The following is a 15,303-nucleotide window of genomic DNA, read 5'->3' as shown; positions in this document are numbered from 1 at the left end:
GTTTTAAATGTATGCAGCTAACCAATGTTGTATTTCTTCTAGTTTTTGTCCTCTTCGCTTGGCATAGTCTTCAATTTGGTCTGAATTTATTTTGCCAATGGCAAAGTATTTACTCTGTGGGTGTGAAAAATAGTATCCAGAGATAGATGATGCTGGGTGCATCGCATAATTAGTTGTGATGCGAACGCCTATATTTTTGTCTATTTGGAGAAGTTTCCACAATGTTCCCTTTTGTTGATGATCAGGACAAGCAGGATAACCAGGAGCTGGTCTAATTCCTTGATAAGTTTCATCTAGTAAATCTTTGTAGGATAGAGATTCATCGGGAACATATCCCCATGCTTTTTTTCTAACATATTCATGTAGATACTCTGCACTAGCTTCAGCTAGCCTATCTGATAGAGAGGATAGTAATAAAGCTGTATAGTCATCCCCTTCTTTTTTGAGTTTTTGAACTTTTTCATCCACTCCAAAACCACTTGAAACACAAAAGAAACCGATATAATCTTTTTTACCACTAGATTTTGGTGCAATAAAATCTGCTAGTGCAAAATTGGGCGAGCCATTATTCTTCTTCATTTGTTGACGAAGGGTAGGGATGGTTTCTAATATTTTACCTTGTTCATCATATACTTCAATATCGTCCTCATTTACTTGATTGGCTGGCAAAAACTCATAAATAGCTTTGGGTAGAATCCATTTGTTTTCTATAATCTTTTTAAGGAAAGCTTTTGCATCCTGGTATAAGGAGGTTGCAGCTTCACCTACGACAGCATCATCTAATAGGTCTGGAAATTTACCATGAAGTTCCCATGCTGAGAAGAAGGGTGTCCAGTCAATGTAGGGTATGAGTTGTTGTACATCTAGCTGTTTTACTTGGATACCTTTATCCTTGGGTAAAATAGGAGTGTAAAGGTTCCAATTGGTTGAAAACTTATTTTTTCGAGCCTCATCTAACGGTATGAATTTTCGAGGTTCTTTTCTGTTCTTGTACTGGATACATATTCCTTCATACTCTTCTTTAATTTGATTTATAAATATAGGTGCGGTTTCTGGATTAAGTAATAAACTAGCCACTGAGACAGAACGAGAAGCATCTTTTACATGAATAACAGGGGCACTATATTCTGGTGCTATTTTTAGAGCAGTATGAAGCTTAGTTGTAGTGGCTCCTCCTATCATTAAAGGAATTGTACATTGTGCTTTTTCTAATTCTTGAGCGACATGAATCATTTCGTCGAGTGAAGGCGTGATTAGTCCGCTTAAACCTATAATGTCTGCTTGTTCAGCTAAGGCCGTTTGAATTATATTTTCAGTGGGAACCATCACACCTAAATCTATGATATGATAATTATTACAGGCCAATACAACAGAAACAATATTTTTACCAATGTCGTGTACATCGCCTTTAACAGTAGCTAGTACAATTTTGGGCTTTGATGCATTTAGTTGATCTTGTGCCTTTAACTTTTCAATAAAAGGTAGGAGGTAAGTTACTGCTTGTTTCATTACTCTAGCAGATTTTACTACTTGAGGGAGGAACATTTTTCCATCTCCAAAAAGTTGACCTACTAAGTTCATAGCAATCATAAGATGCCCTTCAATTATTTGTATTGGGTGTTCTACAGATTGCCGAGCCTCCTCAACATCTTGTTCTATAAAAGTAGATATGCCTTTAATTAAAGCATGATTAATACGTTCTTGAAGACATCCTTCTCTCCATACTAAATTGGGCGTAGCTGTGTTTTCTACTTTCCCCTTTAGAGATTCTGCATATTGAAGTAAGGTCTCTGTAGCATTCTTCTTTCTGTTGAAAAATACATTTTCAATAAGTTCTAATAATCGAGGTTCTATTTCATTATATATTTCTAGAATAGTAGGGTTTAGTATGCCCATAGTTAACCCGTGTTTTATTCCATGATATAAGAAAATAGAGTGCATAGCTTCTCTTACTGTATTATTTCCTCGGAAAGAAAAAGACACATTGCTAATACCTCCACTAATGTTGGCAAAGGGAAGATTATTTTTTATCCATTTTGTACTCTTGAAAAAGTCTATAGCATTGTTTTTATGTTCTTCCATACCTGTTGCTACTGGAAATACATTTGGGTCGAAGATGATATCGGCTGCAGGAAAGTGTACTTTATGAACAAGTAAATTGTAAGAACGTTGGCAGATTTCTATTCGTCTTTCTAAAGAATCGGCTTGTCCATTTTCATCAAAAGCCATTACAACTACTGCAGCTCCATATTGTTTTATCTTCTGTGCATAAGTGATGAATTTTTTCTCTCCTTCTTTTAAACTAATAGAGTTAACCACTCCTTTTCCTTGTAAGCATTGTAAGCCTGCCTCTATAACTTCCCACTTTGAACTGTCAATCATAATAGGAATTCGTGCGATATCTGGCTCAGAGGCTATAAGGTTGAGAAACGTTGTCATTTCTTCTGTTCCGTTGAGTAACCCTTCATCCATATTTACATCTAGGATTTGTGCTCCTCCCTCTACTTGGTCCCGTGCTATTTCTAAAGCTTCTTCATAATTTTTATTCTGAATAAGTCGTAGAAATTTTTTAGAACCAGTGACATTCGTTCTTTCTCCTATGTTTACGAAGGTGATGTTGTCCGTATATCGAAAAGGCTCTAATCCCGAAAGTTTTAATATTTGCGCCTCCTCAGCTTGTTTAAAAAGGGGAGTCTGTTGGTTTTGTTTATCAACCAATAGAGCAATGCACTTAATATGTTTAGGAGTTGTCCCACAGCAACCTCCCACTATTCTTACTTGGGGGTTGTTAATAAAAGAAAGGATATCATTTCCCATCTGTTCTGGAGTCTGGTCATAGTGCCCAAACTCATTGGGTAGCCCTGCATTGGGATGAACAGAGAGAGGAATACGAACCTCTTTTCCTAACTGGATAAGATAGGGTATTAGTTGTTTTGCTCCTTGAGCACAATTGAGCCCAATGGAGAGTAATGGAATATGAGAAACGGATATGGCAAAAGCCTCAATGGTTTGTCCAGAAAGAATTCTTCCTGAAGCATCTGTAATAGTGCCCGACAGCATGATAGGAATAGATATGTTTCGCTCCTTATTGATGTCTGTTATCGCGAAAAGAGCAGCTTTAGCATTTAGAGTGTCAAAAACTGTTTCTACAAGTAGTAAGTCACAACCTCCATCTATTAACGCTTCGGCTTGCTGCTTATAGGCAACATATAAATCTTGGAATGATACAGCCCTGTAGCTCGGTCTATTAACATCTGGAGATAAATTCGCTGTTTTATTAGTTGGACCAAGAGTTCCAGCAACAAAACGGGGTTTGTTAGGGGTAAGTTGAGTATAGTGTTCTGCTGCCTTCTTTGCTAATTGTGCCGATTTAAAATTAAGCTCATATACATACTCACCAAGGTTATAATCATTTTGAGCAATTGTTGTGGATGAAAAAGTATTGGTTTCTATTATGTCTGCACCGACTTCTAAATAGGCTTCATGAATCGCTTGCACAGCTTGAGGCTGTGTAAGCGATAGAACATCATTATTACCTTTTAGAGGAATTGTTGAGTCTGTAAAGAGAGTACCTCTAAAATCCTTTTCAGAGAAAGAATAGGATTGGAGCATTGTACCCATAGCACCATCTAATACTAATATCTTTTCTTGAATTAAATTCCGAATAAGGTCAAAGTTAGAGTTCATTTCTATAAAAGTTTAAAGGCTTGTTTTAAATCATTTTTAAGGTCGGATATGTTTTCTAATCCTACAGAAAGTCGAATTAAATCAGGAGTAACTCCTGATTCGATTTGTTCTTTCACGCTAAGTTGTTCGTGTGTTGTTGAGGCTGGATGAATAATGAGCGATTTAGTATCTCCTATATTGGCAAGAAGAGCAAATAGTTTTGTATTGCTCACTACTGTTTTAGCAGCATCAAATCCTCCTTTAAGTCCGAAGGTTACCACGCCACTTTGTCCTCTAGGTAGATATTTTTGAGAAAGAGAGTTGTATGGACTTGATTTTAAGCCAGGGTAATTTACCCAAGCTACTTCATCTTGTACTTCTAACCATTTAGCAAGTTCTAAGGCATTTATACTATGCCCTATAATTCTTAGTGGGAGAGTCTCTAATCCTTGTATAATTTGAAAAGCATTAAAAGGACTAAGGGCAGCGCCTAAATCCCTTAACCCTTCTACTCTCACTTTAGCTATGAATGCCGAATTTCCTAATGCTTCATGATAGATTAGTCCATGATATCCAAGTGAAGGATTGGTAAATTCAGGGAACTTACCATTGCCCCAATTGAATGTTCCTGCATCTATGATAGCACCCCCAAGTGAGGTTCCATTCCCTGAAATATATTTTGTGAGAGAGTGTATAACAATATTAGCACCATACTCTATTGGTTTTAGGAGATAGGGAGTAGCAACTGTATTATCTACGATCAGCGGTATTTTTGCTTCTTGAGCAATGCGAGAAACTTCTTCTAGATCAATTATGTCTAGCTTAGGATTGCCCAGTGATTCCACGAATATAGCTTTGGTATTCTCTTGAATTGCCTCTTTGAAATTGTTAGGTTTTAGAGGATTCACAAAAGAGGTATTGATACCAAACCTTGGAAGAGTAACCTGTAGTAAGTTGTATGTTCCGCCATAGAGACTATTTGAAGATACAATATGATCACCTGCTTTTAGCAATGTAAGCAAGGCTGTGGAAATGGCTGAAGCTCCAGAAGCAGTAACTACAGCTCCGATACCTCCTTCAATAGCAGCTAGCCTTTGTTCTAGTACATCGTTGGTAGGGTTGTTTAGCCGTGTGTAGATATAAGTCGGAATTGAAAGGTTGAATGCACCTGCAGCATGATCTGCATTGTCAAAGACATACGATGTAGTTTGATAAATGGGAATAGCTTGGGTTCCCTCTGTTTTACTTGTGTTGTGCCCTGTATGTAAGGCTTGAGTTTCAAATTTGAGCTTGTTCATAATGTTTTGCTTTTAAAATTTTAGACATAAAAAAAGGAGCATCTGCTTTTCGCAAATGCTCCTTTACTCCTATATATTTAAAGAAATATAATTCTAATCCGTTAAGTTATGGGTATAAGCAAGCTTTGCGAAGTAAGAACTCCACATGAACATCATCATAGCTTGCATATTTGATAACTTATATCCCATACTTTTAGTATTCAATGGTGATAAATATATTACTTCTTTTTTAAAGAACAATAGTAAGAGTGTTAATTAACACATTAGGTACTCTATTAATATTATTGATTAATCTTCTTTTCTAGTCGCCTTATATCTGCCTTGTTTTTTCCTTGTACTCTTGATGCTACCGCCCATATAGCAGCAGGTAGCCAGCCTATTAAAGTGAACTGTAGAATGAGGCAAATAATACCCGAAACTATTTTTCCTCTTAAGAAAAAAGACAACCATGGAAGGAGTACAGCAATTAAAATCATAGAAATAATTATTAGTGAATTTAGAAGTCCAATTTAGTCATATTATTTGAGAACTAGCAGCAAAAGAAAGAGGTACTTGCTTGTTGTAAGTACCTCTTTCAAAATATAAGCTTTAATAAGTTATGCAATAGTTATATCCTTGTTGAGATATACATCTTGAATAGTATTCAATAATTCGACACCTTCATTCATAGGCTTTTGGAAGGCTTTTCGTCCACTAATTAAACCCATACCTCCAGCACGCTTATTAACAATAGCTGTTACAACTGCTTCGTGAAGGTCACTAGCTCCAGAAGATGCTCCACCAGAATTTATTAATCCTACTCTTCCCATATAACCATTTGCTACTTGATAGCGACATAGATCAATAGGATGATCACTAGTTAGTTTTGTGTACATTCTTTCGTCTGTCTTGCCAAAATGAATAGCCTTGAAACCTCCATTATTGCTAGGTAATTTTTGTTTAACAATATCAGCCTTAATGGTAACACCTAAATGGTTTGCTTGTCCTGTTAAGTCTGCTGCTGAATGATAATCTACACCATCTTTCTTGAAATCATTATTTCTTAAATAACACCATAAGATAGTAGCCATACCCAATTCATGAGCATAATCAAAGGCTTCAGCAACTTCAACAATCTGTCTCCTTGATTCTTCTGATCCAAAATAGATAGTAGCACCTACAGCAGTAGCACCCATATTCCAAGCATCTTCTACCGTTCCAAACATCACTTGGTTGTATGAGTTAGGGTAAGTAAGTAGCTCATTATGATTTAACTTCACGATGAATGGTATTTTATGTGCATATTTTCTTGCTACAGAAGACAAAACTCCAAAAGTTGAGGCTACACCATTACAGCCACCCTCTATTGCTAGCTTAACAATGTTTTCAGGATCAAAATAAAGAGGGTTAGGCGCAAATGAAGCTCCAGCTGTATGCTCAATGCCTTGGTCTACAGGAAGTATAGAAACATAACCTGTGCCTCCTAATCTTCCATGATTTAATAATCTTTGAAGACTGTTTAGTGTTGGTAAGTTTCTGTCTGAGTCTATCCAAATACGGTCTATCGTATCTGATCCAGGAAGGTGTAGGAGAGACTTATCAATGGTTTTACATTCGTGGTTTAAATAATAATCGGATTCTTTACCTAATAAATCAATAATGTTTTTCATATTTTATCTCTTTAAAATCATTATGTACTTAACACATTGATTCGCTATACAGTTTTGATTAGAGCTATAAATAAACCTTTTTAACTATTATGTAAGTTGTTGGTAATAAGAATATTATTTGGTGTTATTATTTATCTCTCTATATCTTAAATTTGTTTGGATTCATATCTTTTAATAAATGTACAGAGTAAGATAAATCCTAGTAATGCAAAAGGTACACCCAATAGTGCAGGATGTTGATAACTGTATCCTGCATCAATAACTAAACCTCCAGAATAAGCTCCGATAGCATTACCAAGATTAAAAGCCATTTGTACACTTGCAGCACCTAAGAGTTCACCGCCTTTGGAATATTGAATGAGTAAAACTTGTTGCGGACTAGATAAAGCAAATAGTCCAGCTGTGCATAACATCATGAGGAGTACTGATGCCCATGAAATAGGAGAGAAGAAAAATAGGGCAAGTAATATAAGACAAACTAGTCCTTGGACGGATGCTGCTACCCTTGCGGGTGTAAATCTATCAGATAATCGACCACTAATTAAATTGCCAATAACCATTCCGAAGCCAGAGAGCACCATTAAAAAAGTGATTGAATTGATGGGGAACCCTGAGACTTGAGTCAGCAAAGGATTAATATAGCTATACCAACAAAATATCCCTCCATTGCCCAGCATAGTTGCTCCTATCAAAAGCCAAGCTGCTGGAGATTTTAGAAAATGAAACTGACCTATAAATCCAGTGTCTTGTAGGCCCTCCACTTGTGGAACCCATTTCCAAATAGAATATAATATAACAATTCCCCATAGACTAACGAGTAAGAAGACGACTCTCCAGGACAGAGCTAAGCTAAGGCTTGTACCTAGAGGTACTCCAATTAAGTTTGCAAAAGTCATACCTGCAATCATAATAGATACTGCTTCCGATTTTTTACCTCTAGTAGCAAGTTTTGAAGCAATAATTGAGCCTACACCAAAATAGGCTCCATGGGGTAATCCTGATAAAAAACGTGCACCTAATAAAAAATGATAATTAGGAGCTAATGTTGCAGCTAAATTTCCAGCGATAATGATAGAGGCTAATATCAATATAATATTCTTGAGGGATTTTTTTCGAGCGAAAACTAGAATAGGAGCTCCTATACAAACGCCTAGTGCGTAGGCAGAAATAAGATGTCCAGCTTCTGTAATACTGATGTGTAAATCATTTGCAACATCTGAAAGGATTCCCATCATTACAAACTCCGAAATGCCTAATCCTAATGTCCCAAATGCCAGTGCTATTAAACTTTTTTTCATTATGATAATTATGAAGATGCAAAGTTAAATAAATATCAGAAAAGGAGTTGATATAGAATTAGATAATTCAATTATCATTCTTTTTCAATGTAGAGTTAGTCGCTGTTTGTACTAAGTCTTGTTGTTATCATGACACCGACATGAGTTTGCTTTGACACCGACATGTCATTACGATATCGGTGTTAGAATAATTTTTTATACGATTAAACTATTAGTTGAAATTCACTAAAATAGAATGTAGTATTATTTTAGTGGATAATATGAATTAAAAATAAAATAATATTTATATTAGTGATATGAGCAATAAAATAATATTTAGACCTAGTAAAATAGGTAAGAAACGATTAGTCGTAAGTGTAATAGGCTTTATAGTACTAGTAGCTATCTTTTTGTACAAATTCGTTTTCTGAAAAGTCGCTTTTTTATAAAGTTTGTAAGTTAAAACAAATGGTTTGGGTGATAAAAGATACGAAGAAGAGGCTTTAAATGAGTAGTAATGCTTTTAGTATTTAACAAAAAAGCAGTTACAAATGAATGTAACTGCTTGAAAATCAATTTGTCGGGGTGACTGGATTCGAACCAGCGACCTCGCGCCCCCCAGACGCGCACTCTAACCGGGCTGAGCCACACCCCGAATCTGTTTTATATGATGACTGCAAAATTAGTCCTTTCTTTGAATTAAGCAAAATATAGAAGGCCTATTTCAGTTAACAAATCCTTTATCTTAGCCGCTTATACTTAGAATCCTTGGATTTAGATTCCCATGAAATCTCTAAAAAAATCAAAGCTTTCATAAATGAGATCTTTATCCACTGTTTCATCTAGGGATACAACTCCTCTTTCTTTGAGTAGGGGTATGCTTATGATTCCAGAGCCTTTTGTGTTTTTTTTATCATGAAGTATATATTCATATAACTTATCGTATGATTTGCATGTAAATTCAAAAATACCATATCTATCTTTGATTAAGTCAATCAACTTTTTAAGCTCTTCTTTAGGAAAATTACACTGTCTATGGGCAATGTATAGTTCGCAAATTAATCCCCAAGCAACTGCATAACCATGTAAAATTGGTTTTTTACTGTGCATAGCAAAACTTTCAAAGGCATGACCGATAGTGTGTCCTAAGTTCAATATTTTTCTTACTCCTTGTTCATGAGGATCTTTGTTGACATAATATTTCTTTACGTTGATAGATTCTTGTACAAGGATGCCCAACTTATTTAAATCAGCATTCTTCTCAAATCTAAAATTAAGTAGTTCTTGATAGTTTGGGACATCAAAAATTAAGCCGTGTTTAAGCATTTCTGCATAGCCCGATAAATTGTTTTGTTTGTCAAGAGTTTTCAAAAACTGCATATTAATTAGCACTGCGTTGGCTTCATAAAAAGCCCCTACTTCATTTTTAAGACCGTTGAAGTTAATTCCTGTTTTTCCTCCTAAAGAGGCATCTACCATAGATAATAGAGTAGTAGGGATATTAATACAACGCATACCACGTTTAAATGTGGCTGCTGCAAAAGCGCCTAAATCGGATATCATTCCTCCGCCTATATTGATCAGTAACGATTTTCTTGATGCCCCGAAAGAACTCAGACTTTTCCATACAAACATAAGAGATTGGATACTTTTGTTCTCATCTCCTGCAGGAATTGTACTGATATTTGCTTCTCCTAATAGAGGGTGATCCTTGATAAGAGGATAGCAAGCCTCGTGTGTAGTAGAGTCTGTAAGAATAAATATTTTATCCGGCTTTAAAAGTTCTATTTCTTCTGTAAGACATTCATGAAGATGGTCAGTGATAATTATTTTTTGAGTTCCCATGATTTGTTTCTTTTTTGCTGAGTCAAATACAAAGATATACCTAATGGCTTTATTTGAAAAATAAAGTCATAAATTCTGATTTTAAAATGGACTTAATTTCTTTAATTGAATAATACAACATCATTTATGCTATCTTTGTTGCATAACATGAACATTTACTCTAATTATGAAAGCATTATTCCCGAAATTTTGTCGTAAAGCAGGCTATACCACTTTGGGTTTGGCAGTTGTATTTCCATTCATTGCGTGGAATTTAGAACTTCTAACGGATGATAACTTTTCAGTGTTTAAGGCTTCCATAAAATTGATTCTTATTGCAGGAGCTTTTCTTCTTCTTTTTGCTAAAAGGGGAGAAGAAAATAAAGAGATTGAGACCTATAGAGGACGTTCTATACTTTATGGATTGTTCCTTACATGGATCTATCTTTTTGCAGAAATGATGTATCACATAATTATTCAAGATATAAGTTATGTTGATAGCTCTTCTTTTCTTACTTTTTTAATTTTGAGTAATGTATGTTTTGAGTTTTTCACCATTCTCAAAAAATAAATTTATTCTAATTAAACCTTTTGTGATTATATGAGTCTTAATAAGTGAATCATTGACAAATATAACACAACCCCTTATTTATGAGTGTTTTTAAAAAAATAGGTTTACTTCTATCTTTGATGATATTTCCTATATCCTTATTTGGACAAGGAAACAAAGTGGAAATATATGGACAAATCTTTGATAAAGAAATGAATGAAGGCGTTGAGAGTGCTTCAGTACAATTGCTTTCTCTTCCAGATAGTACTTTTGTAAAAGGAGTTTCTTCAGGCATAAATGGTCAGTTTTCTTTATCAGGATTGACAAGTAAAAACTATATTCTTAAAGTTTCTTTTATTGGATATAAGACATTGTTATATCCTGTTTCCCAAAAGAGCTTGAAGCAGAAAACGAATATAGGAAAACTTGAATTATTGACAGATGCTATTTTTTTAGAAGGAACAGTTGTTACAGCAGAGGTACCAAAGGTTACCGTAGCAGAAGATACTCTAGTATTTAACAGTGCTGCTTATCGAGTGCCACAAAATGCAATGCTTGAAGAATTAGTAAAGAAACTACCAGGAGCTCAGGTTGATACAGATGGTAAAATTACGATAAATGGGAAAGAGATATCAAAAATCATGATTGATGGGAAAGAATTCTTTGCTAAAGATCCTGACATAGCAATGAAAAATTTACCTGTAGATGTAATTGAAAAACTGAAGACTTATGATAAAAAAAGTGATCAATCTAGAATTACTGGAATCGACGATGGAAAAGAGGTGACAGTATTAGATATTAGTGTAAAAGATGGTGCAAATAAAGGCTGGTTTGGTAATGCTGATGTTGGTGTAGGTAATCATAATAGACATACCTTAAAAGGGATGTTAAATCGTTTTTCAGATGGTGATCAACTATCAGGGTTTTTAAATCTAAATAATGTAAGAGATGCATCTGTTGGAGGGGGAAGAAGATGGTCACGGAATAACGGAATTGAAGATAATAAGTCGGGAGGGCTAAACTTTAGTTTGGAACGTCCCAAAATTGATGCTGGAGGAAACGTGAATTACTCAGATACTGAACGTGATTTGCAATCTAAATATACATCTGAAACCTTCTTGCAAGAGAATTCATCCTTTTCTAAAGGTTTTAATAATAGTATTAATGATAGTAAATCAATTAATAGTGACTTCAGAGTAGAGTGGAAACCTGATTCTTTAACAAATATATTAATTCTTCCTTGGTTTAATTATTCTCGCACTAATAGGTTATCCAATGGGGAGAGCCTCACAGGGGATATTGACGATTTTGATAATTGGGAAGATATGATAAACAATGGATTAGCAATAAATAAAAGTGTTGACAATTCATTCAGTAAAGGAAATAACTTAGGCTTTGGTACCTCTTTCTTTATCAATAGAAAGCTAAACACAAAAGGTCGAAATATAGCTTTAGATGTTGATTATTCTTTTGGCAATAGTGATGATAATGGAGGGAACTACTCTTTGATAGAGTACTTTAAGAAAGGAGAAAAGACTGAGCGCGATCTTATTACAAAGAATGATAATAATAATTATAGCTATCGTGTTAAATTAATGTATTCTGAACCCATCTTCAAAAATCGTTTTTTACAGTTTGGATACAGCTATAACAAGTCGTATAACAAAACTGATAGAAAGAGCTATAATTTAGATGGATATGTGGAGGGCGATAATTTGGAAGATTTCTTAGACTCTGAACTAAGTAAACTTGCACGTAATTATTATGACAACCATGATATTAGCTTGAATTTAAATACGATTCGTGAAAAATACAGATACAATATAGGGGTGTCTGTTCAGCCACAACGAAATAAAATGGAGTACACACAGGGGGAGCAAGAAATTGATACTACTCGTACTGTAGTGAATTTTACGCCAACTTTTGATTTTCGCTATCAGTTTCATAAGCAGAGTTTTATGAGAATAATGTATAGAGGTAATACGAGTCAGCCCAATATGATGGACTTGTTGCCAATAAGAGATATAACTAATCCATTAAACATCCGTGAAGGTAATCCAGGATTGAAACCTTCCTATACAAACTTCTTTATGATGTTTTATAACTCTTATTTTGCTAAGACTCAAAGAAGTTTGTCTGCTCATGTATTTTTTCAAAATGTGTTAAACAGTGTGAGTTCAAAAGTTATATATGACCCCGAAACTGGGGGTAAAGTTACTAGACCAGAGAATATTAATGGTAATTGGAATACAAGAGCTATGGTAAACTTTACTACTCCTTTTAAGAATAAGAAATTTACATTTACTACTTTTTCAAGATTTAATTTTAATAATATCGCGGGTTATCTTTCTTTAGATCCTAATAGTGAAGCTGAAAAGAATAAAACTAAAAATTTAAGATTAGGAGAATCGTTAAATCTAAACTTTAGAAATGATTGGTTCGAAGCGGGTATTGATGGTTCTGTGAACTACTCAAAGGTTAGCAATACTATGCAGCCTCAGAGTAATAGAGAGACATTTGATTACAGTTTAGGATTAAACTCTAATATTAGATTTCCTTGGGATATAAACTTTTCTACAGATGGTTCTTATACTATCAAAAAGGGTTATAGCCAAGGAATGGATCGTAATGAGTTTATATGGAATGTTCAGCTGTCCAAAGACTTCTTGAAAGCTAAACAAGCTACAATAAGTATTCAATTTTTTGATATATTGAAACAAAGGAGTAATTTATCTCGTTCTATATCAGCAAGTATGCGCCAAGATACTGAGTATAATGAAATAACCAACTTCTTCATGGTGCATTTTGTTTATAAGTTAAATACTTTTGGAGGTAATGATAAAAAAGATATGCGTCGAAGAAGAGGGCCAGGAGGAAGTCGCCGTATGCATCGCATGTACTAGAAATAGCCTTAATAAGCATTTGTTCGGTTTGTTGCATGTCCTTTTTTATCTACATTTGTTAATATTGCGTGTAGATATATGATAGATCTAGGATTTTCATTAGCCGGATTGGCTGGTACTTTGTTTAAAATACTCTATTTTGCTGTTGTTTTTGGGACTATTATCATTGTTATTTTAGATAATAGAAATCCTTTAAAGACCATAGCTTGGTTGATGGTGCTTATATTTGTTCCTTTTATAGGGCTAATAATCTATTTTTTCTTTGGACAAGATCAACGTAGAGAGCGTATCATTAGTAAAAAGAGTTATGGAAATCTTTTGCAGAAACCTCGTGCTGAATATCAAGCTCAAGAAGCTGTGCAGCTACCTCCAAACTATAATTCACTCATTTCTTTATTTAGACGAACTAATCAAGCTTTTCCTTACGATGGGAATGATGTGACATTATTTACTGATGGTTATCAAAAGTACTCTACTCTAATTAAGGAGCTTTATAAAGCAAAAGATCATATTCATATTAACTATTATATTTTCGAGAATGACGAGTTGGGGCATCTTATTCGCGATGTTTTGATAGATAAAGCCAAAGAAGGTGTTACTATTCGTGTTATTTATGATGACGTGGGCTGTTGGAGTGTTCCTAATAGGTTTTTTGATGAAATGCGCTATGTTGGTATTGAAGTTAGAGCTTTTTTAAAAGTTCGTTTCCCTTTGTTTACTAGTAAAGTGAATTATCGTAACCACAGAAAGATAATTGTTATTGATGGTGTGGTAGGTTTTGTTGGCGGAATTAATATTGCTAGTAGATATCTCAAAGGAGTAGAGTGGGGGCAATGGAGAGATTCTCATATTATGATCAAAGGAAAGGCTGTTCATGGACTTCAAACCGCTTTTTTAGTGGATTGGTATTTTGTTGATCATACTTTACTATCCTCTGATCGATTTTTTCCTCGCATAGAATCTTGTGGAGAATCTCTATGTCAGATTGTGACTAGTGAACCAATTGGGCCATGGAGAGATATTATGCAAGGCATTGTTTTAGCTATTGGTCAGTCTCGTGAATACTTTTATATCCAGACTCCCTATTTTTTGCCTACAGAGCCTGTTCAAACGGCATTGAAGACAGCTGCGCTTGCTGGTATAGATGTGCGTATTATGTTGCCAGATAAAGCGGATAGCAAATTAACACATTTAGGGTCTCGATCTTATATCGAGGACATGCTGAAAGCGGGTGTTCATATTTACCTTTACAAAGATGGCTTTATACATGCGAAGACAATGGTTTCGGATGATTGCTTTTCTAGTGTAGGAACTACAAATATTGATTTTAGAAGTTTCGAACACAACTTTGAAGTAAATGCTTTTATGTATGATAAAACGAGTGCTCTGAAGCTAAAACAAGCTTTTTTAAAAGACCAACATGTTTGTGAGGAAGTATTTTATAAGAATTGGGTTAAACGGCCAATAAGAGTAAGGGTACTAGAATCTGCAGTAAGAGTCCTTTCCCCTTTATTATAGACATCTATTTCTGTCTAAAGAACGAGAAATTTACACTTCCGTAGATACGTTGCTCTAGGAATAAAGGGTGTTCTTTGTAAGAGTGATCTTTTCCATGTTCAAAAACTAGAATACCTCCTTCTTCTAGGATTTCTGCATCAAATATTTTTTGAGGTATGGTTTCCATTTCTTTGAGTGCATAAGGAGGATCGGCAAAAATAAAATTAAATTTTTGATGAGTCTTACTAATAAACTTGAAAGCATCTGCACGAACAGGAATACAGACATCTGTTCCAACCTCTTTCATGATCTTTTTTATAAAGGAAAAGTGTGCTGAATCTTTTTCAACACTCACAACTTGTTCACATCCTCTTGAAACTAACTCTATACTAATACTTCCTGTTCCTGCAAAAAGATCAAGAGCAATTATATTGCCTTCTTCAAAATCAATATAATTATTGATTAAAACATTAAATAGGTTTTCCTTCGCAAAATCAGTAGTTGGTCTTGCTTTGAATGTTTTGGGTACAGTGAACATTCTTCTTTTATATTTTCCGCTTATAACTCGCATAAATTCATTGCTTTTAAATCTAAATATTCTGAAGGGTTGAGTACTGAAACATTGGCAATATATTTTTT

10 protein-coding genes and 1 tRNA gene are annotated in these 15,303 nt (G+C 34.7%); 3 read left to right on the top strand and 8 right to left on the bottom strand.

From position 1 onward, the window contains the following. Positions 1-3: 3 nt before the first annotated feature. The 7 genes from metH to aroB form a co-directional block, all read right to left on the bottom strand. Positions 4-3,687 (bottom strand): methionine synthase, encoded by a 3,684-nt coding sequence (gene metH, locus K8V80_RS00975; protein WP_276774763.1) that lies wholly within the window; start codon positions 3,685-3,687, stop codon positions 4-6. A gap of 2 nt (positions 3,688-3,689) precedes the next feature. Further along, positions 3,690-4,964, bottom strand: a complete 1,275-nt coding sequence (locus K8V80_RS00970; RefSeq protein ID WP_006744055.1) for an O-acetylhomoserine aminocarboxypropyltransferase/cysteine synthase family protein — start codon at positions 4,962-4,964, stop codon at positions 3,690-3,692. Between the two features lie 281 nt (positions 4,965-5,245). After that, positions 5,246-5,440 carry a YqaE/Pmp3 family membrane protein gene (locus K8V80_RS00965; RefSeq protein ID WP_006744056.1) on the bottom strand — a complete coding sequence of 65 codons (195 nt, stop codon included), beginning with the start codon at positions 5,438-5,440 and terminating at the stop codon, positions 5,246-5,248. A gap of 120 nt (positions 5,441-5,560) precedes the next feature. After that, positions 5,561-6,613, bottom strand: a complete 1,053-nt coding sequence (locus K8V80_RS00960; protein WP_276774758.1) for a class I fructose-bisphosphate aldolase — start codon at positions 6,611-6,613, stop codon at positions 5,561-5,563. Positions 6,614-6,759: 146 nt separating this feature from the next. Continuing rightward, positions 6,760-7,911 carry an MFS transporter AraJ gene (gene araJ, locus K8V80_RS00955; protein WP_276774756.1) on the bottom strand — a complete coding sequence of 384 codons (1,152 nt, stop codon included), beginning with the start codon at positions 7,909-7,911 and terminating at the stop codon, positions 6,760-6,762. A gap of 559 nt (positions 7,912-8,470) precedes the next feature. Then, positions 8,471-8,545: transfer RNA gene (locus K8V80_RS00950), tRNA-Pro, on the bottom strand. Positions 8,546-8,664: 119 nt separating this feature from the next. Continuing rightward, positions 8,665-9,735 carry a 3-dehydroquinate synthase gene (gene aroB / locus K8V80_RS00945; RefSeq protein ID WP_276774753.1) on the bottom strand — a complete coding sequence of 357 codons (1,071 nt, stop codon included), beginning with the start codon at positions 9,733-9,735 and terminating at the stop codon, positions 8,665-8,667. 166 nt (positions 9,736-9,901) lie between these two features. Between aroB and K8V80_RS00940 the strand changes: the two genes are divergently transcribed. The 3 genes from K8V80_RS00940 to cls all read left to right on the top strand — a co-directional run bounded on the left by K8V80_RS00940 (position 9,902) and on the right by cls (position 14,685). Beyond that, positions 9,902-10,285, top strand: a complete 384-nt coding sequence (locus K8V80_RS00940) for a hypothetical protein (protein WP_006744059.1) — start codon at positions 9,902-9,904, stop codon at positions 10,283-10,285. 80 nt (positions 10,286-10,365) lie between these two features. Next, positions 10,366-13,167, top strand: coding sequence for a TonB-dependent receptor (locus tag K8V80_RS00935; protein WP_276774747.1), 2,802 nt, complete (start codon positions 10,366-10,368; stop codon positions 13,165-13,167). Positions 13,168-13,245: 78 nt separating this feature from the next. After that, positions 13,246-14,685, top strand: coding sequence for a cardiolipin synthase (gene cls / locus K8V80_RS00930; protein WP_276774745.1), 1,440 nt, complete (start codon positions 13,246-13,248; stop codon positions 14,683-14,685). A 4-nt stretch (positions 14,686-14,689) separates the two neighbouring features. Here the strand turns inward: cls and K8V80_RS00925 are convergent, their stop codons facing one another. Beyond that, a complete protein-coding gene (locus tag K8V80_RS00925) occupies positions 14,690-15,235 on the bottom strand; it encodes an RsmD family RNA methyltransferase (protein ID WP_276774797.1) in 546 nt (181 codons plus the stop codon). Positions 15,236-15,303 lie beyond the last annotated feature (68 nt).

It is taken from the genome of Bacteroides coprosuis (assembly GCF_020741705.1).
Classification (GTDB): Bacteria; Bacteroidota; Bacteroidia; order Bacteroidales; family Bacteroidaceae; genus Bacteroides_E; species Bacteroides_E coprosuis.
Note: the sequence above shows the minus strand (reverse complement) of the source record. Positions and strands in the feature narration are given on the sequence as shown.

Coding starts and splice junctions, on each gene's coding strand:
- metH (WP_276774763.1), bottom strand. CDS start 3,687: ATGAACTCTAACTTTGACCTTATTCGGAATTTAATTCAAGAAAAGATA.
- K8V80_RS00970 (WP_006744055.1), bottom strand. CDS start 4,964: ATGAACAAGCTCAAATTTGAAACTCAAGCCTTACATACAGGGCACAAC.
- K8V80_RS00965 (WP_006744056.1), bottom strand. CDS start 5,440: ATGATTTTAATTGCTGTACTCCTTCCATGGTTGTCTTTTTTCTTAAGA.
- K8V80_RS00960 (WP_276774758.1), bottom strand. CDS start 6,613: ATGAAAAACATTATTGATTTATTAGGTAAAGAATCCGATTATTATTTA.
- araJ (WP_276774756.1), bottom strand. CDS start 7,911: ATGAAAAAAAGTTTAATAGCACTGGCATTTGGGACATTAGGATTAGGC.
- aroB (WP_276774753.1), bottom strand. CDS start 9,735: ATGGGAACTCAAAAAATAATTATCACTGACCATCTTCATGAATGTCTT.
- K8V80_RS00940 (WP_006744059.1), top strand. CDS start 9,902: ATGAAAGCATTATTCCCGAAATTTTGTCGTAAAGCAGGCTATACCACT.
- K8V80_RS00935 (WP_276774747.1), top strand. CDS start 10,366: ATGAGTGTTTTTAAAAAAATAGGTTTACTTCTATCTTTGATGATATTT.
- cls (WP_276774745.1), top strand. CDS start 13,246: ATGATAGATCTAGGATTTTCATTAGCCGGATTGGCTGGTACTTTGTTT.
- K8V80_RS00925 (WP_276774797.1), bottom strand. CDS start 15,235: ATGCGAGTTATAAGCGGAAAATATAAAAGAAGAATGTTCACTGTACCC.